The sequence below is a fragment of the Pseudomonas sp. PDM03 genome, assembly GCF_014852385.1.
Lineage (GTDB): Bacteria > Pseudomonadota > Gammaproteobacteria > Pseudomonadales > Pseudomonadaceae > Aquipseudomonas > Aquipseudomonas migulae.
Genome location: NZ_JACVBM010000019.1, coordinates 1 through 25,930, shown reverse-complemented (window position 1 = coordinate 25,930; position 25,930 = coordinate 1). Strand labels below are relative to the sequence as shown.

Genomic DNA, 25,930 nt, shown 5'->3' with positions numbered 1-25,930 from the left:
CGGCTTACCTGATACACCGCGTTGTCTGCATCGCCAGCAAGCCGGCTCCTACAGGGTCGGTGTGGTGTCAGGTCAATACGGCGCCGGGGTTTGTCAGGTGGATGCCAAATCGTCTTTACCCAAGCTTTACGCTCCGCTGACCGCCGCTGACCTTGATCTGCGTAATCTGTACTCATCCGGAACGTACCGGGAACGAGACAAGGAGATTCACCATGCGCAAGACTCTTATCGCTCTGATGTTCGCTGCCGCCCTGCCAACCGTTGCCATGGCCATGCCTGAAGGCGCCGGCCCGATGGGTGGTTCGATGGACGGCTCGCGCCACGGCGGTCAGATGCACGGCATGCACGGCAAAGGCCCGTACAGCCAACTGGACCTGAGCCGCGAACAGCGCGAGCAGATCCGCAAGATCATGGGCGAGCAGATGCACGAGCGTAAGCAAGTGGTCGACAAGTACCTGGAAAAACTCTCGCCGGCGGACCAGAAAGCCATGAAAGATGAAATGGCCGCCAACCACAAGAAAGCCGAGGCCGATGTGCGCGCCCTGCTGAAGCCGGATCAACAGAAGCAATTCGACGAGATCCAGAAAAAACAGGCTGAGCGCCGCGCCGAATGGGCCGAGTTCAAGGCGTGGAAAGCGCAACAACCGCAAAAAGCGCAATAATGCGCTGACCCCGGACCCAACGGCTAACCCCGTTGGGTCTGATACCACCCTGTTCAATGTGGGAGCGAGCCTGCTCGCTCCCACATGGAATTCAGTCAGCTTGAGGATTTTCTGTGCGCTCATTGTTCTGGCGTATCCTGGCCAGCTTCTGGCTGGCCATCGCTCTGGTGGCAGGGTTGTCCATTCTGCTCGGGCACATGCTCAACCAGGACGCGTGGATTCTCAGTCGCCACCCGGGCCTCAACACCTTGCCCGAAGAATGGACGCAAACCTACGAAGCCCAGGGCGAAGAAGCCGCCCAGGACATTCTCGAACAGCGCAAACGCCAGTATCACATCGACGTTCAGGTGCTCAACGAAAGCGGTGACCCGCTCGTTCGCGGCACCTTTCCGCGCCGCGCGGCCGCCTTCGAAGCACGGCAGAACAACGATGACCGACGCCTGCCATGGCGGCGTCTGACCGCCGAGTACACCAGTGAAAAAACCGGCGACACCTACCTGCTGATTTATCGTATTCCGCACCCGGAGCTGGACTCATGGCACCGCGAAAGCCTGCTCTGGCCACTGAGTGCGCTGGGCATCGCGCTCGTGGTGCTGACCCTGTTCAGCCTGTTCGTGACCCTGTCCATCACCCGACCGCTAAGCCGCTTGCGCGGCGCGGTGCATGATCTGGGGCAAACCACCTACCAGCAGAACAGCCTGGTGAAACTGGCCAACCGTCGCGATGAGTTCGGCGTGCTCGCCAACGATTTCAACCGTATGGGCTCACGGCTGCAAAGCCTGATCGGCAGTCAGCGCCAATTGCTGCGCGATGTGTCCCACGAGTTGCGCTCACCGCTTGCCCGGTTGCGCATAGCGCTGGCACTGGCCGAACGGGCCAACCCAGAAGAACGGGAAAAACTCTGGCCACGCCTGACCCGCGAGTGCGACCGGCTTGAAGCGCTGATCAGCGAAATCCTGGTGCTGGCGCGGGTCGATGCCGATAACGCCAGCGCAGAAGACGTTGATCTGAATGCGCTGCTCAACTCGCTGCAAAAGGATGCGCAACTGGGTTCGCCGGAGCAGAACGTTCGCCTCGACGCGGAACCACAACTGAATCTCAAAGGCTGGCCGACGATGATCGAGCGCGCCGTGGACAATCTGCTGCGCAACGCCCAGCGCTTCAACCCGGTGGGGCAATCGATTGAAATGCAGGCAGTGCGTCAGGGTGAGCGGATTGTGGTGAGCGTGCGTGACCATGGGCCGGGGGTCGACGCCGAGCATTTGAGCCAGTTGGGTGAGCCGTTTTATCGGGCGCCGGGGCAGACGGCGGCCGGGCATGGTTTGGGATTGGCGATTGCACGCCGGGCGGCGGAGCGGCATGGCGGGAGTCTGGTGTTGGCCAATCATCCGGATGGCGGGTTCATTGCCAGCCTGGAATTACCTTTAGTACCCGGAGCCCTGGTCCAACCGTAACCCCCTGTAGGAGCGAGACCGGCTTGCCGGTCTCGCTCCCACATTTGATTGGTGGTGTCAGGCTTTGCCGGGCCACGCGCTGACGAATTCAGCCAGATCGACTTTATCTGCAACGCGCGGTTCTTTCAGCGGCGTGCCCAGGTACAGGAAAGCAATCACCTCTTCCCCTTCAGCCAACCCCAAGCCCTTGGCCACATGCGCCGAATACGCCAGCTCACCGGTGCGCCAGACCGCGCCAATACCTTGCGCATAAGCTGCCAGCAGAATTCCGTGCGCCGCGCAGCCAGCCGCCAGCAACTGCTCGGACTTCGGATACTTGACGTGATCCTGCAACCGCGCGATCACCACGACCACCAACGGTGCGCGCAGCGGACCATTGCGGGCCTTGTCCAGCACCGCTTCGGACGCTTCGCTGTCCTGCAGTTTCGCGGCTTCGGCCAGCAACTCGCCCATCTGCTCACGCGCCGCGCCTTCGACTGTCAGGAAGCGCCAAGGCTGCAAGTGGCCGTGGTCCGGCGCACGCATCGCGGCGTTAAACAGCACTTCGCGCTGCTCGGCGGTAGGGGCCGGGTCGACCAGTCGTGGAACGGAAACACGGTTGAGCAAAGCGTCGAGAGCCTGCATCGGCCACCTCCTGAAAAAAATGTCCGGCTATTCTAGCTGCAAGTGCCACGGGGATGCCGGTTTACATGCCCTGCCCCACGCGTAGAATGGCGCCCTTCCTACTTTCAGCCCGAGCGGACTTCATGGCGTTGCCGACCTTACGTCTCATTGGTTTCATCATCGGCCTCTTCCTGATCACGCTGGCGATCGCCATGGTCGTGCCCATGGCCACCCTGTTGATTTTCGATCGCACCGGCGATCTGCCGTCGTTCCTCTGGGCCAGCATGATCACCTTTGTCGCCGGCCTGGCGCTGGTGATCCCCGGCCGCCCCGAGCACGTGCACTTGCGCCCGCGGGATATGTACCTGCTGACCGTCAGCAGTTGGCTGGTGGTGTGCATCTTCGCGGCGCTGCCATTCCTGTTGACCCAGCACATCAGCTACACCGACTCATTCTTCGAAAGCATGTCCGGGATTACGGCCACTGGCTCAACAGTGCTCAATCACCTCGATGACATGTCCCCCGGCATCCTGATGTGGCGCTCGTTGCTGCACTGGATCGGTGGCATCGGCTTTATCGGTATGGCCGTCGCGATTCTGCCGTTGCTGCGTATCGGTGGCATGCGGCTGTTTCAGACCGAGTCGTCGGACCGTTCCGAAAAAGTCATGCCCCGTTCGCACATGGTGGCGCGTTTGATCGTAGCGGCCTACGTCGGCATCACCATTTTCGGCAGCCTGGCGTTCTGGTGGGCCGGGATGAGTCCGTTCGATGCGATCAACCACGCGATGTCGGCCATTTCCACCGGCGGTTTCTCCACCTCCGACCAGTCACTGGCCAAGTGGACGCAACCGGCGGTGCACTGGGTGGCGATCGTCATCATGATTCTCGGCAGCTTGCCGTTCACCCTGTACGTGGCAACGTTGCGTGGCAACCGCAAGGCGCTGATCAAGGATGAACAGGTTCAAGGCTTGCTCGGCATGTTGCTGGTGACGTGGCTGGTGCTCACCACCTGGTACTGGTGGACCACTCAGTTGCATTGGCTGGACGCGCTGCGGCATGTGGCGCTGAACGTGACGTCGGTGGTGACCACCACCGGTTTCGCACTCGGGGACTACAGCCTGTGGGGCAATTTCTCGCTGATGCTGTTCTTTTATCTTGGCTTTGTCGGTGGTTGCTCGGGATCGACTGCAGGCGGGATCAAGATTTTCCGTTTCCAGGTCGCCTACATTCTGCTCAAGGCCAACCTTAACCAGTTGATTCACCCGCGCGCGGTGATCAAGCAGAAGTACAACGGCCATCGTCTCGACGAAGAGATCGTGCGTTCGATCCTGACCTTTTCGTTCTTCTTCACCATTACCATCTGTGTGATCGCCCTGCTGCTGTCGCTGCTCGGCGTCGACTGGATGACTGCGCTGACCGGCGCCGCCAGTACCGTTTCCGGGGTCGGCCCGGGGCTGGGCGAAACCATTGGCCCGGCGGGCAACTTCGCCACCCTTCCGGATGCCGCCAAGTGGATTCTGTCGTTCGGCATGCTGCTCGGCCGACTGGAGATCATTACGGTGTTTGTTCTGTGTATTCCGGCGTTCTGGCGGCACTGACCTGGTTCGGCGTATCCATCAGCCGCACCCGGTACTCGCCGGGGGTGGCATCGAACCAGCGTCGGAAGGCGCGGAAGAAATTGCTCGGATCAGCGAACCCCAACAGGTAGGCAATTTCCAGCAGGGTCATGCTCGGCTGCGCCAGATACTGCTCGGCCAGTTCACGCCGGGTGTCATCGAGCAGCGTCTGAAAACTCGTGCCCTCTTCCTGCAAGCGTCGCTGCAACGTGCGTTGCGACAAGTGCAGCGTCTGCGCCACGGTATCGCGCTTGGGTTCGCCCTGAGGCAGTAAACGGCACAACACCTGACGCGCCTTGTGGGTCACGCGGCTTTCGGAAAAGCGCGCCAGGTATTCCCCGGCAAAGCGGTCATGCAGCAGCGCCATGGCCTCATTGGCGGTTGGCAGCGGAGCTTCCATGTCGGCGCGCTCGAAAATCAGCGCGTCATAAGCCGCGTTGAACACCAGCGGCGCATGGAAGGCTTGTTTGTACGGTTCGAGATCGACGGGCTGTTCGCCCTGCACCAACACCTTGCGCGGTTGCAGGGTGCGCCCGGTCAGCCAGCCGCACAGAGCCAGCGCGCAGGCCAGCGAGGCTTCGGCACTTTGTCGGGTCGGCGGCAGATGGTCGCCGTGGACCGTCAGAATCAGGGCATACCCTTCATCCAGCAGACGGAAACTCAGGTCGGCACTTTCGGCGATGATCCGCTGATAACGCACCAGCCGCTGAAAGCCTTCGGCCAGAGTCTGACTGGACATCAAGGCGTACCCAGCCACGTGGAATGACGCCGGTCGTACTACCTTGCCCATGTTCAGGCCAATCGCCGGGTTGCCGGACAGCTCGACCGCGCGCTGCCACAGGCGTGTCATGGAATCTTGCGGGAAGCGCGCATCCGGATCGTCCAGTGACGCGTAGTCGAGCCCCAGCTGCTTGAACAGAACCCGGCAATCCAGGCCGTCCATCTCCAGTGCTTTGACAATCCCCATCGCCCAGCTTGCAGAAGTCGTTCGTTCGCTCATGGCGTTTACTTACATGATGAGCCGCATGCTACGGCCAATTTCCGAAGGATACTAAAGTGGCGCCCATTGTCACTGGCTGATGCCAATGATCACTCTAGACTCAAATAAGCTACCCGCAGAACAACTTGCAGTCAGAACAATAACCACAGAGATCGCAGTCGTGGAAAACATCAGACGTTTCAACAGCTTCGCTGAGTTTTACCCGTATTACCTCAGCGAACACAGCAACAGTACCTGCCGACGATTGCACTTTATTGGCACGACGCTGGTTATTTGCATTCTGGCACTGACCATCGGCAAAGGTGCCTGGTCGCTGCTGCTGGCCGTTCCGCTGGCGGGTTACAGCTTCGCCTGGGTCGGGCATTTCTTCTTTGAAAAGAATCGTCCTGCAACCTTTCAACATCCGTTTTACAGCCTGCTCGGCGATTTTGTGATGTTTCGCGACATGATTCTGGGCCGCGTACCGTTCTAGGCGCAGCCGCGATAGAAAAGCAAAGAGAGACTAGCCGATGAATGCCAATGCCCGCTTCACCCACATGCAGGACGGCACGCAGGAAGACTGGGCGATCATCGCCGCCGACTTCAGTGCCTACGCAAGGCAATTACCACAACGGATCATGGCGCACCTGAAACTGCTGGAGGGTGATTTTGGCGGGTTCCCGGTGGATCGCCTGACCCACTCCCTGCAAACCGCCAGCCGCGCCTGGCGCGATGGCCGCGACGAAGAGTACGTGGTGTGCGCCCTGCTTCACGACATCGGTGACACGTTGGGCTCCTACAACCACCCGGACATTGCAGCGGCGATCCTCAAGCCATTTGTCAGCGCCGAGAATGTGTGGATGGTGGAGAAACACGGGATTTTCCAGGGGTACTACTTTTTCCATCACTTGGGGATGGACCGGCATTTACGCGAGCAATTCAGCGGGCATCCGCAGTATCAGGCGACCATCGAGTTTTGCGCGAAGTATGATGCGGCGGCGTTTGATCCCGAGTATGAAACGTTACCGCTGAGCTTCTTCGAGCCGATGATGGAGCGGTTGTTTGCTCATCCGAAGAACTCGATTTACAGGGCGGCGATGGAAGAACACGCGCCGGCCTGATAGATCCAGCGGGACCGCTTCGCGGTCCATCGCGAGCAGGCTCGCTCCCACATTTGGAAAGCATTCCCCTGTGGGAGCGAGCCTGCTCGCGAAGGGGCCAGTCCGGCCACCTCAAATGTCAGGCCGGTTCGGCGATTTTGATGGCCTTCAACTCCGCCTCCCGCGCCTGGGCATCCGCCAACCGGTACAACTCGATCGAGCCATCCCAATGCTCGATCAGCGCCGTACACGACTCCACCCAATCCCCGCAATTGAGGTAATCCACCTCGCCGACCTTGCGAATCTCGGCATGGTGAATGTGCCCGCACACCACGCCATGCAATTCGCGTTTGACGCATTCGTGGGCGATGGCTTCTTCGAAGTCGCTGATGAAGCTGACCGCGGTTTTCACTTTGTGCTTGAGGTACGCCGACAGCGACCAGTAACCGTAGCCATACCGGGCGCGCCAATGATTGAGCCAGCGGTTGAGGGTCAGGGTGAACTCGTAGGCCGAGTCGCCGAGGAACGCCAGCCAGCGGTGATAGCGGGTGATCACGTCAAACTGGTCGCCGTGGATCACCAGCAAATGACGGCCGTCGGCGGTCACGTGCACGGCTTCGTCCACCAACTGAATGTTGCCCAGTATCAGCTTCGAGTAACGGCGCAGGAATTCGTCGTGGTTGCCGGTGACATAAATCACCTCGGTGCCGCGCTTGCTCATGGTCAACAGGCGTCGGATCACGTTGGTGTGCGCCTGGGGCCAGTACATGCCGCCGCGCAGCTTCCAGCCATCGATGATGTCGCCGACCAGGTAGATCTTGTCCGCGTGGTAGCCCTTGAGAAACTGCGACAAGTGCTCGGCCTGGCAATCCCGGGTGCCCAGATGCACATCGGAAATCCACAAGGTCCGCACACGTTGCTTACGACTGGGTTTGGCGAGCTCGGCGCTGGTCATGGGCAACCCTCTGCGATTGTTTGCGCAAGCTTGCGCCGGTCGGGTTAATTGCCCATGACAGGGACAAGTCAGTCCTGTGACAACGCACATGAGTGCCCGCGGTGTAGACTGGCAACCTTAATCGGGAGACCTGCGATGAGACCGATCCTCACGCTCCGCCAATACACTCACGACCTGATCGTCCACAGCCACGACCACGCGCAACTGGTGTTCGGGTTGTCGGGTGCGCTGGATTTCGAGGTCGACGGGCATGGCAGCCAGGTGGTTCAGCAGAGTTTCGTGGTCGTCCCGTCCGGCTTCCATCATGCGTGCGGCAGCGCCAATGGCAGCCGCTGCCTGGTGCTGGATGTGCCGAGCGATCAATGGGTGGTTCAGTCCCTTGGCGAGCACGCCGATGCCAGCCGCCGCTTGCTCGACAATGCCGGGCGCCTGCCGCTGGATGCCGGGCAAAGCCAATTGGTCAGTTGGCTGGCGGGCAGTCAGGTCAACGACCCGCTGATCGCGCAACAAGGCGCGGTGCTGTTGCTGGCCAGCCTCAACAACGCCAAAAGCGAAGGGGTGGGCGGTCGGCGTCTGCCGTACGCCGCCTTGAACGCGCACATCGATCAATACGCGGCCTATCCGTTGCAAGTGGCCGATCTGGCACGCATTGCCGGGCTGTCCAGCGCTCGGCTACATGCGCGATTTGTCGCTGAATGCGGGCAGACGCCGATGGACTACATACGCAGCCGTCGCTTGCACATGGCCGTGAGTATGTTGCGCGATTCGGCATTGCCCGTTGGCGAGATTGCCAGTCGGGTCGGCTACAGCTCTCAAAGTGCATTTTCAGCGGCGGTGCTTCGGGAGTTTGGTGTCTCTCCCGGCAAATTGCGGCGCGAGGCTGGCGACAAATGATGCGAGCCTGACGACAGACAGGCATACCGACAGCCCTCTAGACTGCACCTCTGTTGGTTATGTTTATCAAGGATCGCAATGACTCCCCGTACCGCCCTGGGCGCACTGCATATCGGCGCATTGATGTTTGGCCTGACCGGTGTGTTCGGCAAACTCGCCGCCGCCTCCCCCGCCGTTATCGTCTTCGGTCGTGCGACCTTTGCCGTGCTCGCCCTGGCCCTTTTCGCGCGATTCGCCAGCCACACCCGCTGGCAAAAACTCGACGCCGTGGACTGGCGCCGATTGCTGCTCAGCGGTTTGTTGCTGGCCGGACACTGGGTGAGTTTCTTCATTGCGGTAAAGGTGGCGGGCGTGGCGATCGCGACCCTCGGTTTCGCCAGTTTCCCGGCGTTCACCGTGATCCTGGAAGGGTTGATCTTCCGCGAGCGAATTCGCGCCAACGAGATCCTGCTGGTGGTACTGGTGAGTGTCGGGCTGGTGTTGGTCACGCCAGACTTCGATCTGACCAGCGGCGCCACCACCGGCCTGTTATGGGCGGTAGGTTCAGGCCTGCTGTTCGCGTTGCTGTCGCTGACCAACCGCGCCAGTTCCGGGAGAATTCCGCCGGTACAGGCTGCGCTGTGTCAGAACGTAGTGGTCTCGTTGTGTTTGCTGCCGGTGGCGGCACCGCAACTGAGCGAAGTGCGCACCATTGACTGGCTGTGGATCGGCCTGCTGGGAATATTCTGTACCGGCGTCGCTCACAGTCTGTTCGTCGCCAGCCTCGCGGTGATCAAGGCACGAACCGCCGCCGTGGTATTTGCGCTGGAGCCGGTGTACGGCATCACCATGGCGTGGTTGCTGTTCAATGAAAACCCGACGCTGCGCATGCTGATCGGCGGCGCGTTGATCATCGTCGCGATTGTCGTGTCCAGCAGGCTCTCCGGCGGTTCAAGCAAGAAAGCGGTTGCTGCCGAAGCCGCGTCTCACTGAGTGCGGTCGTTGTGGCCCAGGTCGCGTTCCGGATCAATCTGATCGCGGACCCGCTGCTTGAGTACCTTGGCCTCAGGGAAACCGCCGTCAGCCTTGCGCTCCCAGATCTGCACATCGTTACAGAAAATGTGAAACACGCCACCGGTGCCCGGCACCAGCGACACCTTGCCCAAATCGTCGCCAAAGGTACTGAGCAGTTCTTGCGCCAACCACGCCGCACGCAGCAGCCATTGGCATTGTGTGCAGTAAGTGATGAGGATTTCCGGTTTATGCGCGGTCATGACGGGCGAAACTCCTGAGCCAAGGGGCACCGCCATGATAGAGCGTCAGCGGATACCGGCCAACAACGTCCGCGCAGTCTGTTTGAGTGGCTCATCGCCGTCCTTGAGCAACTCGTTCAGCAGCTCGATGGCGCTGTCCAGATCGCCGTCATCGATGCAGGTCTGAGCCTGTTCCAGTTTGCCTGCGTTGGTCGGCGCCCCCGGTTCCAGTCTCAACGGTTCAAGCTCAAGCGATTGACCTGCATCGGCGAATTCATTGAGAAAATCGTCATCCAGAGACTGTGAGTCCGGCTCGGCGATCCATTCCAGCTCGGGCTCGCCCAGGGTCGGTTCTTCGGGTTTGGGCGATTCGTCCGAGGGTCTAGTGTTTTCGAATGGACTGACCAGGTCCCAACTCGAATCCATCGACAGGTCCTCCAGGTTCAACTGGAACTCATCGCCCGGCGCTGCTTCGGATTTTACCGGCGTCGTGATAACGGTGGTCACCGCCTCGGGCACCGCGCTGTTCAGCTTCGGGTAGCGGGCACGGATTTCCTGAAGTTGCCGGGAATCGAACCCGGCGTCTCGCAGAATGCTTTCCTGTGCATCATAGGCTGGCACATCCCCTTGTTTACCGAGGACTTCCAGCAGTTGCACCGCCAGATCCGTGCGTTGTGGTTCCTTGACCAGGGCTTCTCGCAACAATGCTGCCGCTTCGGAAAAACGCCCATACGTCAGGTAAATGCCCACACCCTCCAGCACATCGCCAGACGGCGTCTCCTCGTGATGGACAGGGGCGGCCCTCACAGTTGGCGCTACGGTTCGATCAAGCACCGGCTCATGCCGCGACGGTAAAACCGGGAGATCTTCGGGCAATGCCTGAATCTGCTGTCGTTGCCGACGAACAATCAGCCCCACCACCAACCCCAGCAGCGCCAACAACCCGATAATCAGCGGCCAGTTGAACGCCTCGGGCTCTTGTGCCACGACCGGGGCAGGCACCACGGCTTGCGGTGTGGCCGGCGGTGCTTGCTGGACCTCCGCCAGGCGGGTTTGCAATTCGATGATTTGTTTTTTTTGGCCGGCGATCTGTTCGTCCTGAGCCTGCAGCTTCGCATTCAACTCATCGACGGTTTTTTGCAGCTGCTGATTTTGCAGCGCGCTGGCAGCCAGCTGTTCTGCGACGGGATCAATCACCGGTACAGCGGCCGGCGGCTCAACCTTCGTCTGGGCGGTTTTCTTCGCCGCGGGTGGAGGCGCAACAGCAGGTGTAACGCTCGGGAATGGAGAGTTCGGTGAACTGGCAGCGGGTTCGTCAGTGACCGGAGTAATCCCCGGCGTTCCCGGAGGATCGATCAGCACGGTGTACTCGCGCAGTACACGGCCGTTCGGCTGGTTCAGTTGCACGAGAAAATTCAGGAAGGGTTCGTTGACCGCTTTGTTGGAGCTCACCCGGATCAGGCTGCGATTGCCCCGCAGGATCGGTGTGAACTTCAGCTCATTGAGAAAGAAAAGCCGTTCGACACCGGCACGGCTGAACTCGTCTGCCGTCGCCAGGCTGACCGACAACTCGCCCTCCTCCAGACCGGCGGCATCCACCAGGGCGATGTCGGCACGCAATGGTTGATTAAGCGCCGAATGCAGGGTGATCTCACCCAGACCCAGTGCAGGCGCCCATGCCGAGTAGGTGACAGCCCCACCGGCCAGCAGCAGCCTGGCGCAACACCGCAATACAACGTGCCAACTCTCGAGCATGAGCATCCCTTAGATAACCAGAACCAACCAGTGCGTGTTCGCACATCCGTTACGAACACGATATTGCCTGGTAGTTCTTTATAGTCTGCCCAACGGGGTATCTCAAAAAGCCGACGCTTGCTTATGCCTCAAGATTTTTCCAGGTTGGCCAGAATGTGCCCGTGGACTCGCATGCAGACCTTCAAATCCGCCTCATCGACGCCGTCGAACAACTCGTGGCGCAGTTGAGTGGCAATGGTTTCAATTTGTTCGATCAGGGGAAGGGCCGGTGCACAGAGGACGATTTTTTTCGCCCGGCGATCTTCCAGCACTGCCTGGCGCTGAACCAGGCCCTGGCTTTCCAGGCTGTCGAGCAGTCGTGCCAGGGTAGGCCCTTCGACGCCGACGCTTTGCGCCAATTCACGTTGGGTCGGGGCGTCGTCAAAACGCGCGAGGTGCAGCAGCACCAGCCAGCGCGCCTGAGACAAACCCAGGCCGGCCAGACGGCGGTCCAGTTCGGCACGCCAGCCGCGCGACATCTGGGCCAGTTGCATGCCAAAGCGGTGTTGATCGGTTAACGGCATAAAACACTCATGGTTAGACTGAAATAGAGAAAAACTAATTATTAGTCAGCTAAGCATGACCCTTGGCTTGAGGCAAGGTTTGCTCTGTACTGAATCGTTACATCAATACAACCGTTTCAGGATTTGAGCGTCAGATCTCGAATTCCGATTGCAGTGCGGCACGTACGCAATACAAAACACCTTCCGGCACACGACCGGCAAACAGCGCAGCAATCTCCGCCACCGGCGGCAACTCGCCCTCGCCGTCGAGGAACGCGTCCTGCACTTCCCCCATCAAGTCTTCGGGCAGATCCAGCGCCTGTTCCAGCGACAACTGCTGCTTGCCAATGGCCTCGGCGAGCATGGTGTAGACATTCTTTTCCGAACATTGCAGCTGACCGGCGATTTGCAGCGGCGTCATGCCGGCCCGCGCGAGCGTTATCAATTCGTGGCGCACGTCGGCCACCACTTTTGGTGCCTCGACCTGGCCGCCGAGGACTTCGAGGAAGGCCTCGCCGTAACGCTCCAGTTTGCGCGCACCGACACCGCTGACCGTGGCCATTTCCGACAGCGAGGTCGGCTGGCTACGGAGCATTTCCAGCAAGGTCGAGTCGGGGAAGATGACGTACGGCGGCACCCCATGTTCCTCGGCGAGCTTGCGGCGCAAGGCACGCAAGGCTTCCCACTGTTCGCGTTCCTCGCCGCGAACCAGTTGGCTTGCCTGGCTCTTGCTGCTTTTCGCCGTGGTTTGCGGCTTGAGGTCACGACGCAGTTCCAGGGTCACTTCGCCCTTGAGCAGCGGTCGGCAGGTGTCACTCAGGCGCAGGCCGCCATAGCCTTCGAGATCGATGTCGGCCAGACCGCGCGCCACCAATTGGCGAAACAGGGAGCGCCACTCACTCTCGCCCATCGCCTTGCCGACACCGTATACCGACAGGTGCTGATGGCCAAAGCTGCGGACCTTTTCGTTGTCCTTGCCCAGCAGCACATCCACCAGATGCCCGACGCCATAACGCTGGCCGGTGCGATAAATAGCCGAGAGCGCCTGACGGGCCGGTTCGGTAGCGTCCCAGGTCTGCACGCCGTCAACGCAGTTGTCGCAGTGACCGCAGGGCTCGGGCATGTCTTCGTCGAAGTAGGCCAGCAAGGTTTGACGACGGCAGCGGGTTTCTTCGCAGAGCGAGAGCATGGCATCAAGCTTGTGATGCTCCAGACGCTTGTGGCGCTCGTCACCTTCGGAGTTCTGCAACATCTGCTTGAGCATCACCACGTCTTGCAGGCCGTAAGCCATCCAGGCATCCGCCGGCAGACCGTCACGGCCGCCGCGACCGGTTTCCTGGTAGTAAGCCTCGAGGGATTTCGGCAAATCGAGGTGAGCAACAAAACGTACGTTGGGTTTGTCGATGCCCATGCCGAACGCGACGGTGGCAACCATGATCAGGCCTTCCTCGTTGAGGAAGCGCTTCTGGTGCAGCGCTCGTGTTTCGTTGGGCAGGCCGGCGTGGTACGGCAGCGCCGGGAAACCCTGTTCACTGAGGAACACCGCCACTTCATCGACTTTCTTGCGTGACAGGCAATAGACAATGCCGGCATCGCTGCGCCGCTCCGCGAGGAACGCCAACAACTGTTTGCGCGGCTGCTCCTTGGGCACGATGCGGTAAAAAATGTTCGGGCGGTCGAAACTGGAAAGGAAGCGCTCGGCATCCTGCAGGTGCAAACGATCGACGATTTCTTCGCGAGTCCGCTTGTCCGCCGTCGCGGTCAGGGCGATGCGTGGAACATTGGGAAACAGTTCCGCCAACTGGCCCAGTTGCAGATACTCACGGCGGAAGTCGTGGCCCCATTGGGACACGCAGTGGGCTTCGTCGATGGCGAACAGGGCAATTTCAAGGCTTTGCAGAAAGGCCAGCATGCGTGGCTGAACCAGACGTTCCGGCGCGAGGTAGAGCATCTTCACTTCACCGCGCTTGATCCGCGCGGCGAGATCGCGCTGCTGCTCGGCGCTCAGCGTGGAGTTCAACGCAGCGGCAGCGACGCCCAATTCTTCGAGGGTCGCGACCTGGTCGTCCATCAGCGCGATCAGCGGCGACACCACCACCGCCAGCCCTTCGCGCAACAGCGCCGGCACCTGGAAGCACAGGGATTTACCGCCACCGGTAGGCATCAGCACCAGGGCGTCGCCGCCACTGGCCACGCGCTCAATGATTGCACCCTGACGGCCACGGAAACTGTCGTAGCCGAAGATGTCCTTGAGGACGCGTTGAGCCTGTTCGAGCATAAAAACTCCAAAAATCACCGAATCATCCCTGCAAGGCTGGTTCAGAACCACGCAGGCTGCACTGACAAATCGTAAGTGCGCATTGCATGACGCTTCACATTTCAGCCGAGACGCCAGCAGGGCATCACAAAGCGCGGGAGTATACCCGAGGGCTTCCTTGCAAAGGGTGCCGCTTAGAAGAGGATCACGATGTGACGTCCGTGGGATATTTCATGTTGCACCGCGATCTGGGGGGGGGTTGGGTACATATCCGTTTCTGCGGTAATGGCTGCTATTGGTTTCGCCCTTACGGCGAGTTACTTTCGAAAAGCCTGCGCGGCCCGGCGGAAAGTAACCAAAGCGCTTTTGCCCCTTTCGTTCGGTGCCTCGCTGTGGCTCGGCATGCCCTCGCTCCGGTCCTGCTCCGTGGGCCCGCCGCCATCGGCCATCCCTGGCCGGGGGCGGCTAACCCGGCATCCATGCCGGGTTGCCCACTGCGCAGAACCTCCACTCGGCCTCTCGAGGGGGCGACTACCGCCACAGCCGCCGAGGCGGCCTGAAAGCCGACCTGGCTCTTTGGTGGGCCGCGTTGTCCTTCTTGGCTGCGCTCACTCATTCCGAATCTGTACACCAACCCCCTGTAGGAGCCGGCTTGCTGGCGATAGCGGTGGGTCAGACAATTAATGTGTTGGTTGGACGGACGCAATCGTCGGAACGCCGCCCGCAGCAAGCCGGCTCCTACACAGGATCGGGTTCACACGGTCAAAATTGTAGGAGCCAGCTTGCTGGCGATGGACGCCAACGATAACGCGGGCTGTCTGAATGAACGCGTTGCCCCGACGTTTTTCGCCGGCAAGCCGGCTCCTACAGGGATCGGCGTACGCTTTTGATTTCCACCACTCATCAGGCCGAGCGTTAGCTCGCCTTGCGCTTTTGATCTGAGCGCCCCCTCGAGAGGCCGAGCGCAGGTTCTGCGCAGTGGGCAACCCGGCATGGATGCCGGGTTAGCCGCCCCCGGCCAGGGATGGCCGATGGCGGCGGGCCCACGGAGCAGGACCGGAGCGAGGCACCGAACGAAAGGGGCAAGAGCCCTTGGTTACTTGGGGCTCTTCCAAGTGACTCGCCGTAAGGGCGAAACCGATAGCAGCCATAACCACAAAAATGGATATGTACACCATCAAAATCCTCGCCGACTGACACACAGCATTCGCGAGCAAGCTCGCTCCCACAAGGATTACGGTGTTCCGTGAGGTCACTGAGCGCAAATATGCCGCGCGGCTGGCCTGAGTGCTCAAGAAGGCCTAGAATTCCCGCATCTGTTAATTCCCAAGGTAGCCCTTTAATGTCCTTCGCTGAGCAACTAACCCGCCTGCAAGTCTTCCTCGACGCCGATGAACTGCATGACGAGGCGCTGGACTACGTGGCCGCCCACGGCTACCTCACCGCGCTGTCGATCTGTTCCGAAAGCGTTCCCGACCGTGAATGGATCGACGCCCTCTTCGCCGAAGAGCCGCATTACGCCGACGACACCGAGCGTGAAGCCATCGAATCCACCCTGCTGGCCCTCAAGGCTCACATCGCCCGCCAACTGGCGTCCGATGAAGAGTTCGAGCTGCCATGCGAACTGGACCTCGGCGACGATCCGGACGATTCCGACCTGCGTGGCTGGTGCATCGGTTTCATGGAAGGCGTGTTCCTGCGCGAAGCGGCCTGGTTCGAAACCGCCGAAGACGAAGTCAGCGAAATGCTGCTGCCGATCATGGTCGGTTCGGGTCTGTTCGACGAGCAGCCCGAGTTCTCCGACATCGCAGCCGACGCCAACCTGATGGACGACATGATCGTGCAGATCCCGGAAGCCCTGACCGCGCTGTACCTGCTGTGCAACGCGCCAGACGAAAAACCGGCGATCCTCAAGCCACGTCACCACTAAGGTTTTGCCTATGGACAACCCCATAGGCAACCGCTCCCTGATGTTGCGTTACGGGCTGCTGGCCATCGGCTGGCTGAGCGTAGCGCTGGGGGTGATCGGGATTTTCCTCCCGGTATTGCCCACCACGCCTTTCCTGCTGCTGGCGGCCGCCTGCTTCGCCCGCAGTTCGCCGCGTTTTTACAACTGGCTGGTGGAGCATCCACGGCTGGGTCCGTGGATTCGCGACTACCTCGACGGCAACGGCATTCCGCTCAAGGGCAAGGTCTACGCCATCGGCCTGATGTGGGCGAGCATTCTGTTGTCCTGCTACCTGGTGCCCCTGCCGTGGGCGCGCGGGTTCATGCTGACCAGTGCGGTGCTGGTGACGGTATATATTCTTCGGCAAAAAACACTCTGAAAATCCGGGCCATTGCGATGTGATGCTGGCCGTCACTCCAACCGCTTATCGGAAACCCTCCCACAACTGTTATTTCTGACAGTAGTCAATGCTCATGCTTCACGCATTAAATCAATCCGGCACTCACACCAGGACCGGAGTCCATCACCATGACAGCCAGACAACCGAACGTCCCGTCGGGCACTTCGCCCGAAGAAACAGATTTGATATTGAGTATCAGAGCCGTCAGGGACTCCAAAGAGGTCCTTGTAGGTCAAAACGGCACGACCTCCGATACCTTCTTCACGGTCAGTGGAACCGCTGAGCCGGACAAGCCGATTCTGGTACGGGACGGCTTCAATACATTGGCATCCGCCCAAAGCGACGGGGAAGGCCAATGGAAGACCGAGTTGTTCGAGGTCAAGGAAGTCAAAAAATACAGCCTGACTGCCATGGGTAATTACGGCAACAAACCTGTTTCCAGCCCACCTCGAACCTTCACCGTGGTCGCCGAGGCCCCCATCATCGAGTCCCTGAAAGATGAGGAGGGAACGATTGATGAAGGCGCAACGACCTACTACCCATTGGTGAGCATCACAGGCAAAGCCCTGCCGAATCAGAGAGTTCAGGCGTTCAATGGCAGCACACCACTTGAAGAGGCGCCGGTTAACCAAAATGGCGGTTACACACTTGAACTCAAGAATCTGCTGGTAGGCACCTCCTATACCATCACCGTCAAGGCACTCTACGGCGAAGGTAAATCATCCGACCCACGAAACTTCAACGTTGCAGCGGACATCGGCCTGTCTCTCGATGCTGTCGGTGACTCGAACGGCAGTCCAGTCGAGGAAGGTGACACTACCTCCGACCAAAACCTCACCGTCGTGGGCAAGTGCAGGCCAGGCAAGGATGTTCAGCTCCTCGACCACGACGATCCAGAAGGATTTCCGCCGGCGACCGCCAAGGGTAACGGAGAGTGGGAAATCAAAATCAAACTGGACCCGGGCGTGCACAGCCTGAAAGCCAAAAAACTCTACGGTGACGAGGAAGTAACCCCTACGCCCAGAACCTTTACCGTTAAAGGGGCGGATCTTGTAACGCTGGACACCGTGACTGATACCCACGGAACAACCGTCGATGACGGCGGTTTCACCTATGAGAGCAACCTGATTGCCAAAGGCGAAGGCGAAGCAGGCGAGTACGTCGAGATCTTCAACGGCAACGACTCTTTAGGTGAGGGGCAAATCGGAGCTGACGGCTACGAAGTCCCCATCGGCCCGCTGTCACTCGGGGATTATCGCCTTGTTGCCAAGGCAAAATACCCCGATGGCGGTGAGTCTGACCCGTACTCGTTTGAGGTCAGAAAGTCCATCGCGCCACGTGACACTCAAGTACATGATGCCAAAGAGGAAATTATCGATAACGGTAACACCACCTCCAGTTATGTAAGAGTCGGCGGCAAAACCGAACCGCTAGCGTCGGTCAACCTCAAGGTCAACGGGACCGTCGACCCGAAAGCAGAGTCGGCCAACGAGGATGGAAATTGGGCGACACTTCTCACCGGATTGACAGTAGGCAGAGCCTATGAGGTCAGTGCCGTTGATTCCAAAGATCATAACGCCGAATCGAATAAAGTAAGGTTCACGCGGGTTTCGGCGAACGGTTCTACCGACAGTTAACAAAGACCATTGTGGCAGTGCAAAAAAAAACCGCTTTTAGCGGTTTTTTTTCGTCTCACACATTTAAAACTGATAGTTCGCACTGAAGGTGGCAGCCACGGGCTGTTCGATATTTTTACCCTTGGCATAATCGACACCGACACCAAGATGCAGCCTCTCGGACACTGAAACCATCACCCCGGCACCGACTTCGAAACCGCGGCCCGACAGGTTGTTATTGATCGAGTTTCCATTGACCCGCACGTTGTTATCGTTCGATGCAAATTCATGGACCATCGCCACTCGCCCGTATGGACGCACCTGAGTGTCGCCCAGGTTGATGCTTCGACCCGCCATGACGCCCAGCTTCGTGCGCAACGAATGCGTGTCGTCACCTTCAGCGCTCATGCCATTGTCCAAGTAATAGCTTTCTCCCTGGATGATTGCAGCGGATACCTGAACAGAAGGTTTGGCAAACCAGCCATCCCCCAGATCAATTTGGCGACCCCCTTCTACCATCGCACTCACAGCCGAGTTGTTGTAATCGCCTTCGGCACGTTTGCCATCGCTCATACCGACTTTGGACTCGTTACGGAAATGGTTGAACTTCAAGGCGCCATCAACGAAGTAGCCATTGTCCTGATTCCGCCAACCGAAATAGGGACCGAAGTAGTAGCTGTCAACCGTGGCCGAAGTGCCGCCGCTGAGATTCAGATCGGACTGGCTGTAACCCGCCAGCATACCGACAGTCCAGGGACTGTCACCCAGTCGGGTATCGGCGCCCAGGGTGACACCCTGCTGCTGTTGACGATAACCCACACCCGTCGAACCGTCGTCAACGTTCCACTTGTTGCCATAAGCTCGTACCCACAGGCCATGGCGCTTGTCGTCCGCCTGCAACTCGCCCATGCGGTTTTCCAGCGACTTCAACTCGCCATAGGACACGGTAAGGGCTGTTTGAAACAATGCCACTACCGATTGAGCACCGGAGCTGAGCCCGGTGGTAGGGTTCAGGTAATACTCCGCTTCGCCGGAGGCGTTGGTTCTTTCAGCTAAATCGTATTGCCATGTCCCCACATCGACCCGGCCACCCAACAGCGCGAAATCTGCCTGATTATTGCCGATTTGCACCAGCGTCAATTGTTGAGGAGACGTCGCGTCCTTGCCCGAAGCGTTGACAGCCAATTCATAGCTGCCAGTGGCCGAGCCGGCTTTCAGCAAGTCACTTTCACCGGTCTGGAAGTTGCCCTGCATGGCAATGATGCCGCTGCCATTGAGCGTACCCACCTCAAGTTGACGATTCGCACGTGGCACGCCAGGCGCACCGAAATTAACCGTGCTGTCGCTCAACGTCAGGGTGCCGATGCGGTCATCGCCAACCATGGTCAGGCTCGAACCGCTGTTAAGGCTGAGGTTGCTGTTGTTAAGGCGTCCGGTGAACGATGAGCGATTGTTCAAGGTGACATTGGCCGTAGAACCGTTTTCGCGCAGGATGTTGCCCTCCATCGAAGCGCTATCGAAGGTGAGATTGGCGGTGCTATTGCCAGTCACTTGCACATTGCCTTGCAAGGCGCTGTTCGCAACCCGCATGTTCGCCGTCGAGGCGCCTTCCACTTCAAGCACGTTGCCGTTATTGCCAATCAGCGTGGAATTGTTCAACACCTCGATGCTGGCATCGGTGCCCTGCGCCACAACAATGGCCGCGCCATTGCGACCTTCAACGGTAGAGTTGTCCAGTACCAGGGAAGCGTTCCCCACGTTCGCCGGGTCTTTTTGTATAAATGCACCCGCAACATCACCGCTGATGCGGGTACCCGCCGTTGCACGCACTGCGCCGCCATAAATGTCGAGCCCGCGACTGCCTGCGGCCATTCCCGTCACCTGGCTGTTGATCAAGTCGAGAGTACTCAGGCCCGATACTGTGGCGCCAGTGTCGCCACCACTGAACTGACTTTCAGTAGCCGTCACCGTAGAGCCCTGGTTCGATCCGTTAGGACGGTTGACCAACAAAGCGGTGGCGTCGGCGGTCACCGTGGTCTGATTGATAGTCGCCGTACTGCTGTTGATCGTTACACCGTTGCCGCCGCTATTGCCGTTGACGACTCCACCATTGATCGTCAGGGTAGAACCGCTGGTGACTGTGACACTGTTGGTCGTCGCGCCCGTTACATTTAACGTGCTGTTATTTCTCACCAGATAATCGGTGATTGGCGCCGTGGACGAATCGACATCCAACGTGTTGCCGTTATCAACGATAGTTGCCGCAAACGCTGAACAACTCATCAAAAAAAAAGCCGGCAATGTCGCCAGCGATTTAAAAGCACCTGTACCCACAGGTACGCGTAAAACTTTGTATTCAGTCGTCATTTGCCTGCACCTTCTCGTGATCCGGTCTCCGTTGGCCAACTGTTGGGAGACACCAAAGGGTGCGGACGATACAGACGCTTCCTACGAAAAAATGTAGGACTAATCTCTTTCGACTACGGAAAATCCGTCAAACCAAGCATTGCCCGGAGCAATAAAAACCATTCCCATCGATGACAAAAAAGGAGGCACCAGGTGCCTCCTTAAACAAGTCATTAGATTGGGCAGGTCCCCCCACTGATTCGCATCGTTACTTTGGTCGGATCGGATCCGCCCGAGGCCTGTTGCCCATCTATTAACGCCGTATACTTAAGGTCGCCCCAACCGTCATCGGTCAGGGCAAACGGCGCATAAGGGATTTTTACAAGGAAGCCATCTCTGGCTTCAGCAGTAGTCGGTGTTTTTTTCACTGTTACGGTGTTGCCCGCTATTGGTGCCCCTGGTTTATTGTCCGGAGGGCTGGAAAGATCGTTAACATAACCCTGATAGACAAATGAAAGCTCCTGGTTTGCCAGCCTAGGCTCGCCACCTGGAACCTCTACTTCAATGACCTTGCCCAGCAATGAATCTTCTTTGATCGAACGACAACCTAAGGTAGGCCCGTCCAGATCATCAACTGTGTGCAGGAATTTTGGTTTTGGGATAGTAACCGGCACTAGGAAAACATCAACTTCCTGATCTTTTGAACGATTGAAGTTCTCGTTGAGCGAGTGAGTCACATTGTAGTGAACCTTGGTGCGCGGATTATTTCCGCTTGTTTCAAAAATTTCTGGAGCAATAGTAAAGGTCAACATCGTTGTAGCTGTTTCAGTACCATCCATCGTCCAGACGCCACCCTTGCCTCTTGTATTTGCAGGGTCCTCCGGAACGGCAACTCCTTCTACATAAAGCGATACAACCTGACCCGTCTTGAACCCCTCATAAATAAGTACCTGCGCATCCACGTCGTCAACCAGGTCAACAGCCCTGATCTTGTTAGGGTCCGTCGTTACCGTACCTTGCACTGTCACCGGGAGAAGCTTGTCATGCGGAAAACCTGGCAACCCCGGATTATCCGGATCAATCGGCAGTGGCGAATCAAGGTCAATGTTCAGATCTTTCGGAGTAGGAGTCCTGGGATGTAAAAGTTTGCCTCGCTTGATCTGATAGACAAGCGGAACCGTTTTCGGACCCACATTGCCGTTATGCAGGTATTTATAGGACAGCTGAAGTGGGAACGGAACCTGGGTAATAGGCACATCGATGGAAGTTTGCCCGTCGACGCTCAACAGCAGCCTGTCTTGAAGCTGCCAGTTTTCGTAGTTGATTATGGCAGTAACCGGTGTCTGTGCATCCTCGACCAGGATCTGATCATCATCGTGCAGTCCAACCAGCAGAGTCTGGTTTCTCGGAGGTTCAGAGAGCACTACATCAAGCAAAAGAAACTCGGATATTAAGCTTTGATTACCTTTACGGTCAAACAGGACAAAAAACAGCGAAAACGTGCCCTCTGCAGACCCAATAAATCCCTTGGTCAGTTTTTCGGTCACAGGCAAGATCGAAAGATCGTCGCGTACGACTCTTTCAATGAGTCGGGAGTTGGGTATCGATGAACCATATCGAAACTCAATTTCGTCTCCGATCTTTGCCCCTCCCCACTCTCGGCTTGTCAACCTAACAAAACCATGAGTATCCAGATAGGACTTGGTAATCGTTAAATCTGCTTCAATTTCAGCCGGAACCCCTACTTTGCCAACGGGCACAGGTGCATCCATATCAATATTAATTTCAAGATCTGTTGCATCGGTATCATTCGGCCCGTAAAACTGCTTATAAGACAATAAATGCGGCCCAGGAACGTTGATACGTCCGACTTCAACTTGAAACTTCATTGGAAATTTCGCAGCAATTTCGGCGGGAGTCAAAGGAGTTATAAAATCCTGGACAGGTCCGATCAGGGTGCCATCCCACATCAACTGCACAGTGACTCTCGCCCTCTCTCGAGAATTGGCGTCGGGAAACACAGGAACATCCACAACCAGAGGAAACACCCGATCGCTATACTTGAGCTGATTACCTGGATCATCGGCAGTCGCAGGTAACAAAGTTGTATTCGGCAACTCAGCTTTATCATTGACTCGTTTGGGGAGATTGGCCAGCATCACTCTATTGTTGTACAACCGCTGTTCTTGCGGAGTCAGCACTTTATACTTTTCATAGATAGTCATTTCACAGTTCCTTGTTAACGGGTTTCAACTGCCCAGGATGTGGCGGATCTACGCACGATCAAAAAAGACCCGGCGCTTGTTCGGGAAACAATGTCGTGAAAGGCCAGGGTGACGGCCGACGGGAGTAAAAAATCGATTTATCGAACTGCTTGTAAAAAACGCTTTCACTCAACCGATGACATGATTTAAAGGCAGTCACCAACGTCTGGCTACTGTCAGAAATCACAGGTTTTGCTACCGCCGGTCGGACACTTCCCTAAACAACGCACAACAAAAAACCCGCCATCCCTTACACAGAGATGGCGGGTTTTGTTGTTCAAGGTTTCAGGTCACACGGTATCCACCTTCAACGAGTGGTCATTCAGCATGCCGTTGATGATGGTCGCCGTATCCGCCCCGGCAATCACCCCACCCGCGCCCGGTGTCACACCGTAATGGCTGGCCAGGTCCACACCGGCCAGGTCGATAGTCTGGTTCGGCGCAGCACCTGCCATGCCGCTGACGTCGATGCTGGTGACCAGTGAATCGCCGCTGCCGGTGACTTTGAAGTGCAGGTAGTCATCCAGCGACGCCGCCGTGCCGCTCTCCCCTTGCAGCAGTTGCGACAGGTCGAGTTTGTCGGTGCCTGGCGTGAAGTCGGTGACCACGTCGTGGCCGCTGTTGCCTTTGAGCCACAGGAAGGAGTCGGCACCGGCACCACCGGTGAGGGTGTTGTTGCCGAGGCCGCCGATGAGCACGTCATCGCCGCCGCCACCGCTGAGCACGTCATTGCCGAGCCCCCCGGTGATGATGTTGTTGTGGCTGTCGCCGGTCAGTTTGTCATCGAAGCTGGAACCGGTGAGGTTTTCGATGGCGGTCAGGGTATCGGTGCCGGCACCCACGGTGTTTTGCGCGCCGAGCAGGCTCAGATCCACGTTGACCCCGGCGGTGGCATGGGCGTAGCTCGCGGTGTCGATACCGGTGCCGCCGTCGAGCAGGTCGTTGCCCGCGCCGCTGTAGAGCAAGTCATTGCCGGCACCACCGTGCAGCTCGTTGTTGCCTGCACCGGCAGTGAGCACATCGTTGCCGTCGCCGGCGTTGATCACGTTGTTGCCGGTGCCCGCCACCAGCATGTCGTCACCCGTTGTGCCGGTTAGGGTGTGACCGTCCTGATAGCTGATGGTCACCGCTGCGTTGTCGTCGACGGCGTAGGTGCCGTGATAGTCCGGGGTGGTGTTGTGGGCGCCGGAGTAGTCGACGGTCATGGTCAGTTGATAATTTTCCGCGCCCTTGCCGTTGCCGTGCCCGCCGTCATCGATGTTGATGATGTGGATCTGGTAGGTGCCGTCTACTGCGGCGGTGATGGTCTGGCCATCGCCGATGCCGATGAACGAGCCGCCGTTGACCGAGTACTCCATGGTGACGTGACCGCCCGCCAGGTTGTGATCGAGGTTCAGGGTTTCACCCTGTTTGAGGGTGACGGTGATGCGGTCCTCGTCATTGCTGTTGTTGTTTTTGACTTCGCCCAACGCTCCGCTGACCACCAGCACCGCGGTCATGGCTGCGGTGTTGGCGACGAATGCGCTGCGCGCGATGGTCACCGATTGAGCGTTGTTGCCGGTGAAGCTGTAGCTCTGGTTGCTGCCGGTAAAGTCCGCGCCTTTGGCAATCCAGCCGGTGTTGAAGGTGGTTGGCGATACGGTCAGCGGGTTGGAGTTGGCATCGATGTCGTTGGCCAGCAGCACGTCGCCCGGCACCGTGACGTTGCCCGACAGGACGTTGGTGATGATGGTGACGCCATTGTCGCTGACCGCGTTGATGCAGCCATTGCTGACGTCGATGGTGATGGTCGTGGTGCTTTCGTCACCGTCGTTATCGCGCAGGGTGTAGGTGAACACGTCGGTCGCACCGGGGCCGTTCACGGCATTCGGGGTGCTGTGATATTCGACGTTGCCTTGGGCGTCCAGGGTCAGGTAACCGTAGGTGCCGTTGATGTGGGTGTTGAGGCCGCCGTTGACCGGCGTCGAAGTGTCCGAGCCGGCGCGCACGCCGACCACCCCACCGCCGAGCAACGGACCATCGGCACCGGCGACGTCGTTCCACAGCACATTGCCGCTGACGCTGCCGCCCTCCACCACCGATGTTGTCTCAGGGTTGGCGTTCGGTGTGTCATCGACGATGTTGACGTTGATCTGCCCGGTCGCGGTGCTGCCGTTGACATCCTTGGCCACCACGTCGAAGTTCTCGGAGATGCTGTCGGCACCACCGGGATTCGGATGGTCGCTGTCGTAACGCAGCGTGTAGCTGTAGCTCACCACGCCGGTGGCCGGGTTGTAACCGGTGATGGTGAGGATCGCACCGGTGTCGGTCTCGCTCGATTGCGGGAAACCTGCCGCCACGCCTGCGGTGACCACGGCGATGCCGCCCACGGTGAGGGTTTGCAGTCCGTCCGGCGCGTTGACGTTGAAGGTGCCGGTCTGGGTCAGGGCCGGAGCATCCGGGTCGGTGCCGTAGGTGAGGTTTTTTTCGTAGACGGTCAGTTCACCGCCATACGCGTCGAGGCCGCTGAGGGTGACCGGGCTGATGCAGCCGTTGCTGACGTCGATGGTGATCGTCGTGGTGCTTTCGTCACCGTCGTTATCGCGCAAGGTGTAGGTGAACACGTCGGTCGCGCCAGGACCGTTCACCCCGTTCGGGTAGCTGTGATATTCGGCGTTGCCCTGTGCGTCCAGGGTCAGGTAACCGTAGGTGCCGTTGATGTGGGTGTTGAGCCCGCCGTTGACCGGGGTCGAAGTGTCCGAGCCGGCGCGCACGCCGACCACCCCGCCACCGAGCAACGGACCATCGGCGCCGGCGACGTCGTTCCACAACACGTTGCCGCTGACGGTGCCGCCCTCCGCCACCGAGGTCGCGTCGGGGTTGGCGTTCGGTGTGTCATCGACGATGTTGACGTTGATCTGCCCGGTCGCGGTGCTGCCGTTGACATCCTTGGCCACCACATCGAAGTTCTCGGAGATGCTGTCGGCACCACCGGGATTCGGGTGGTCGCTGTCGTAACGCAGCGTATAGCTGTAATTCACCACACCGGTCGCCGGGTTGTAACCGGTGATGGTGAAGATCGCGCCGGTATCGGTCTCGCTCGATTGCGGGAAACCTGCCGCCACGCCAGCCGTGACCACGGCGATGCCGCCGACGGTGAGGGTCAGCAGGCCATCCGGCGCGTTGACGTTGAAGGTGCCAGTCTGGGTCAGGGCCGGTGCGTCCGGGTCGGTGCCGTAGGTGAGGTTTTTTTCGTAGACGGTCAGTTCACCGCCATACGCGTCGAGGCCGCTGAGGGTGACCGGGCTGATGCAGCCGTTGCTGACGT

20 protein-coding genes are annotated in these 25,930 nt (G+C 58.8%); 10 read left to right on the top strand and 10 right to left on the bottom strand.

The features are described 5' to 3' along the window. Positions 1–212 precede the first annotated feature (212 nt). The gene (locus IB254_RS22795; RefSeq protein ID WP_008030449.1) at positions 213–662 is read left to right on the top strand and encodes a hypothetical protein; all 450 of its coding nucleotides are present in this window, start codon (positions 213–215) and stop codon (positions 660–662) included. 113 nt (positions 663–775) lie between these two features. Next, positions 776–2,116 (top strand): sensor histidine kinase, encoded by a 1,341-nt coding sequence (locus tag IB254_RS22790; protein ID WP_008043647.1) that lies wholly within the window; start codon positions 776–778, stop codon positions 2,114–2,116. Positions 2,117–2,173: 57 nt separating this feature from the next. On the opposite strand, the gene IB254_RS22785 is transcribed toward IB254_RS22790, so the two are convergent. Beyond that, on the bottom strand, positions 2,174–2,740 hold the full coding sequence (locus IB254_RS22785) for an NAD(P)H nitroreductase (RefSeq protein WP_192419567.1): 567 nt from the start codon (positions 2,738–2,740) through the stop codon (positions 2,174–2,176). Positions 2,741–2,862: 122 nt separating this feature from the next. Between IB254_RS22785 and IB254_RS22780 the strand changes: the two genes are divergently transcribed. After that, positions 2,863–4,317: a TrkH family potassium uptake protein gene (locus tag IB254_RS22780; RefSeq protein ID WP_008030441.1), complete on the top strand. Its 1,455-nt coding sequence runs from the start codon at positions 2,863–2,865 to the stop codon at positions 4,315–4,317. Here IB254_RS22780 and IB254_RS22775 read toward each other — a convergent pair. Next, the gene (locus tag IB254_RS22775; RefSeq protein ID WP_225602467.1) at positions 4,274–5,335 is read right to left on the bottom strand and encodes an AraC family transcriptional regulator; all 1,062 of its coding nucleotides are present in this window, start codon (positions 5,333–5,335) and stop codon (positions 4,274–4,276) included. The two genes, IB254_RS22780 and IB254_RS22775, sit on opposite strands and share 44 nt — an antisense overlap. Before the next feature lie 160 nt (positions 5,336–5,495). On the opposite strand from IB254_RS22775, the gene IB254_RS22770 reads away from it, so the two are divergent. Together IB254_RS22770 and IB254_RS22765 are read left to right on the top strand one after the other, a co-directional pair. Then, a complete protein-coding gene (locus tag IB254_RS22770; protein WP_192419565.1) occupies positions 5,496–5,807 on the top strand; it encodes an Mpo1-like protein in 312 nt (103 codons plus the stop codon). A 37-nt stretch (positions 5,808–5,844) separates the two neighbouring features. Next, entirely contained in the window at positions 5,845–6,435 is a 591-nt protein-coding gene (locus IB254_RS22765; RefSeq protein ID WP_192419563.1) for an HD domain-containing protein, read from the top strand. Between the two features lie 118 nt (positions 6,436–6,553). Here IB254_RS22765 and IB254_RS22760 read toward each other — a convergent pair whose 3' ends face one another. Further along, positions 6,554–7,369: a UDP-2,3-diacylglucosamine diphosphatase gene (locus IB254_RS22760; protein ID WP_008043641.1), complete on the bottom strand. Its 816-nt coding sequence runs from the start codon at positions 7,367–7,369 to the stop codon at positions 6,554–6,556. 135 nt (positions 7,370–7,504) lie between these two features. Here IB254_RS22760 and IB254_RS22755 point away from each other — a divergent pair, with 135 nt between their 5' ends. Continuing rightward, positions 7,505–8,263 carry a helix-turn-helix transcriptional regulator gene (locus IB254_RS22755; protein WP_192419561.1) on the top strand — a complete coding sequence of 253 codons (759 nt, stop codon included), beginning with the start codon at positions 7,505–7,507 and terminating at the stop codon, positions 8,261–8,263. A gap of 78 nt (positions 8,264–8,341) precedes the next feature. Next, a complete protein-coding gene (locus tag IB254_RS22750) occupies positions 8,342–9,235 on the top strand; it encodes a DMT family transporter (RefSeq protein WP_192419559.1) in 894 nt (297 codons plus the stop codon). Here IB254_RS22750 and IB254_RS22745 read toward each other — a convergent pair. The 4 genes from IB254_RS22745 to recQ all read right to left on the bottom strand — a co-directional run bounded on the left by IB254_RS22745 (position 9,229) and on the right by recQ (position 14,070). After that, positions 9,229–9,516, bottom strand: coding sequence for a SelT/SelW/SelH family protein (locus IB254_RS22745; protein WP_192419557.1), 288 nt, complete (start codon positions 9,514–9,516; stop codon positions 9,229–9,231). The genes IB254_RS22750 and IB254_RS22745 overlap by 7 nt on opposite strands. Positions 9,517–9,561: 45 nt before the next feature. Continuing rightward, the gene (locus tag IB254_RS22740; protein WP_192419555.1) at positions 9,562–11,250 is read right to left on the bottom strand and encodes a FimV/HubP family polar landmark protein; all 1,689 of its coding nucleotides are present in this window, start codon (positions 11,248–11,250) and stop codon (positions 9,562–9,564) included. Positions 11,251–11,378: 128 nt separating this feature from the next. Further along, positions 11,379–11,813 carry a MarR family transcriptional regulator gene (locus IB254_RS22735; RefSeq protein WP_008030423.1) on the bottom strand — a complete coding sequence of 145 codons (435 nt, stop codon included), beginning with the start codon at positions 11,811–11,813 and terminating at the stop codon, positions 11,379–11,381. Positions 11,814–11,943: 130 nt separating this feature from the next. Next, a complete protein-coding gene (gene recQ, locus IB254_RS22730; RefSeq protein ID WP_008043638.1) occupies positions 11,944–14,070 on the bottom strand; it encodes a DNA helicase RecQ in 2,127 nt (708 codons plus the stop codon). A 1,321-nt stretch (positions 14,071–15,391) separates the two neighbouring features. Here recQ and IB254_RS22725 point away from each other — a divergent pair. From IB254_RS22725 to IB254_RS22715, 3 genes are all read left to right on the top strand, one after another. Then, on the top strand, positions 15,392–15,979 hold the full coding sequence (locus tag IB254_RS22725) for a YecA family protein (RefSeq protein ID WP_008035840.1): 588 nt from the start codon (positions 15,392–15,394) through the stop codon (positions 15,977–15,979). Positions 15,980–15,989: 10 nt separating this feature from the next. Then, complete coding sequence (locus IB254_RS22720; RefSeq protein WP_008040608.1) at positions 15,990–16,376, top strand: YbaN family protein; 387 nt, start codon at positions 15,990–15,992, stop codon at positions 16,374–16,376. A gap of 149 nt (positions 16,377–16,525) precedes the next feature. Then, the gene (locus tag IB254_RS22715; RefSeq protein WP_192419553.1) at positions 16,526–18,034 is read left to right on the top strand and encodes a hypothetical protein; all 1,509 of its coding nucleotides are present in this window, start codon (positions 16,526–16,528) and stop codon (positions 18,032–18,034) included. Between the two features lie 63 nt (positions 18,035–18,097). On the opposite strand, the gene IB254_RS22710 is transcribed toward IB254_RS22715, so the two are convergent. The 3 genes from IB254_RS22710 to IB254_RS22700 all read right to left on the bottom strand — a co-directional run. Further along, positions 18,098–20,380 (bottom strand): autotransporter outer membrane beta-barrel domain-containing protein, encoded by a 2,283-nt coding sequence (locus IB254_RS22710; RefSeq protein WP_192419551.1) that lies wholly within the window; start codon positions 20,378–20,380, stop codon positions 18,098–18,100. Between the two features lie 212 nt (positions 20,381–20,592). Next, positions 20,593–22,584, bottom strand: coding sequence for a hypothetical protein (locus IB254_RS22705; RefSeq protein ID WP_192419549.1), 1,992 nt, complete (start codon positions 22,582–22,584; stop codon positions 20,593–20,595). A 329-nt stretch (positions 22,585–22,913) separates the two neighbouring features. Further along, positions 22,914–25,930 (bottom strand): beta strand repeat-containing protein (locus IB254_RS22700; RefSeq protein WP_192419547.1); only part of this gene is annotated, 3,017 nt, incomplete at its 5' end.

Coding starts and splice junctions, on each gene's coding strand:
- IB254_RS22795 (WP_008030449.1), top strand. CDS start 213: ATGCGCAAGACTCTTATCGCTCTGATGTTCGCTGCCGCCCTGCCAACC.
- IB254_RS22785 (WP_192419567.1), bottom strand. CDS start 2,740: ATGCAGGCTCTCGACGCTTTGCTCAACCGTGTTTCCGTTCCACGACTG.
- IB254_RS22780 (WP_008030441.1), top strand. CDS start 2,863: ATGGCGTTGCCGACCTTACGTCTCATTGGTTTCATCATCGGCCTCTTC.
- IB254_RS22775 (WP_225602467.1), bottom strand. CDS start 5,335: ATGAGCGAACGAACGACTTCTGCAAGCTGGGCGATGGGGATTGTCAAA.
- IB254_RS22765 (WP_192419563.1), top strand. CDS start 5,845: ATGAATGCCAATGCCCGCTTCACCCACATGCAGGACGGCACGCAGGAA.
- IB254_RS22760 (WP_008043641.1), bottom strand. CDS start 7,369: ATGACCAGCGCCGAGCTCGCCAAACCCAGTCGTAAGCAACGTGTGCGG.
- IB254_RS22755 (WP_192419561.1), top strand. CDS start 7,505: ATGAGACCGATCCTCACGCTCCGCCAATACACTCACGACCTGATCGTC.
- IB254_RS22750 (WP_192419559.1), top strand. CDS start 8,342: ATGACTCCCCGTACCGCCCTGGGCGCACTGCATATCGGCGCATTGATG.
- IB254_RS22745 (WP_192419557.1), bottom strand. CDS start 9,516: ATGACCGCGCATAAACCGGAAATCCTCATCACTTACTGCACACAATGC.
- IB254_RS22740 (WP_192419555.1), bottom strand. CDS start 11,250: ATGCTCGAGAGTTGGCACGTTGTATTGCGGTGTTGCGCCAGGCTGCTG.
- IB254_RS22735 (WP_008030423.1), bottom strand. CDS start 11,813: ATGCCGTTAACCGATCAACACCGCTTTGGCATGCAACTGGCCCAGATG.
- recQ (WP_008043638.1), bottom strand. CDS start 14,070: ATGCTCGAACAGGCTCAACGCGTCCTCAAGGACATCTTCGGCTACGAC.
- IB254_RS22725 (WP_008035840.1), top strand. CDS start 15,392: ATGTCCTTCGCTGAGCAACTAACCCGCCTGCAAGTCTTCCTCGACGCC.
- IB254_RS22720 (WP_008040608.1), top strand. CDS start 15,990: ATGGACAACCCCATAGGCAACCGCTCCCTGATGTTGCGTTACGGGCTG.
- IB254_RS22715 (WP_192419553.1), top strand. CDS start 16,526: ATGACAGCCAGACAACCGAACGTCCCGTCGGGCACTTCGCCCGAAGAA.
- IB254_RS22710 (WP_192419551.1), bottom strand. CDS start 20,380: ATGACGACTGAATACAAAGTTTTACGCGTACCTGTGGGTACAGGTGCT.
- IB254_RS22705 (WP_192419549.1), bottom strand. CDS start 22,584: ATGACTATCTATGAAAAGTATAAAGTGCTGACTCCGCAAGAACAGCGG.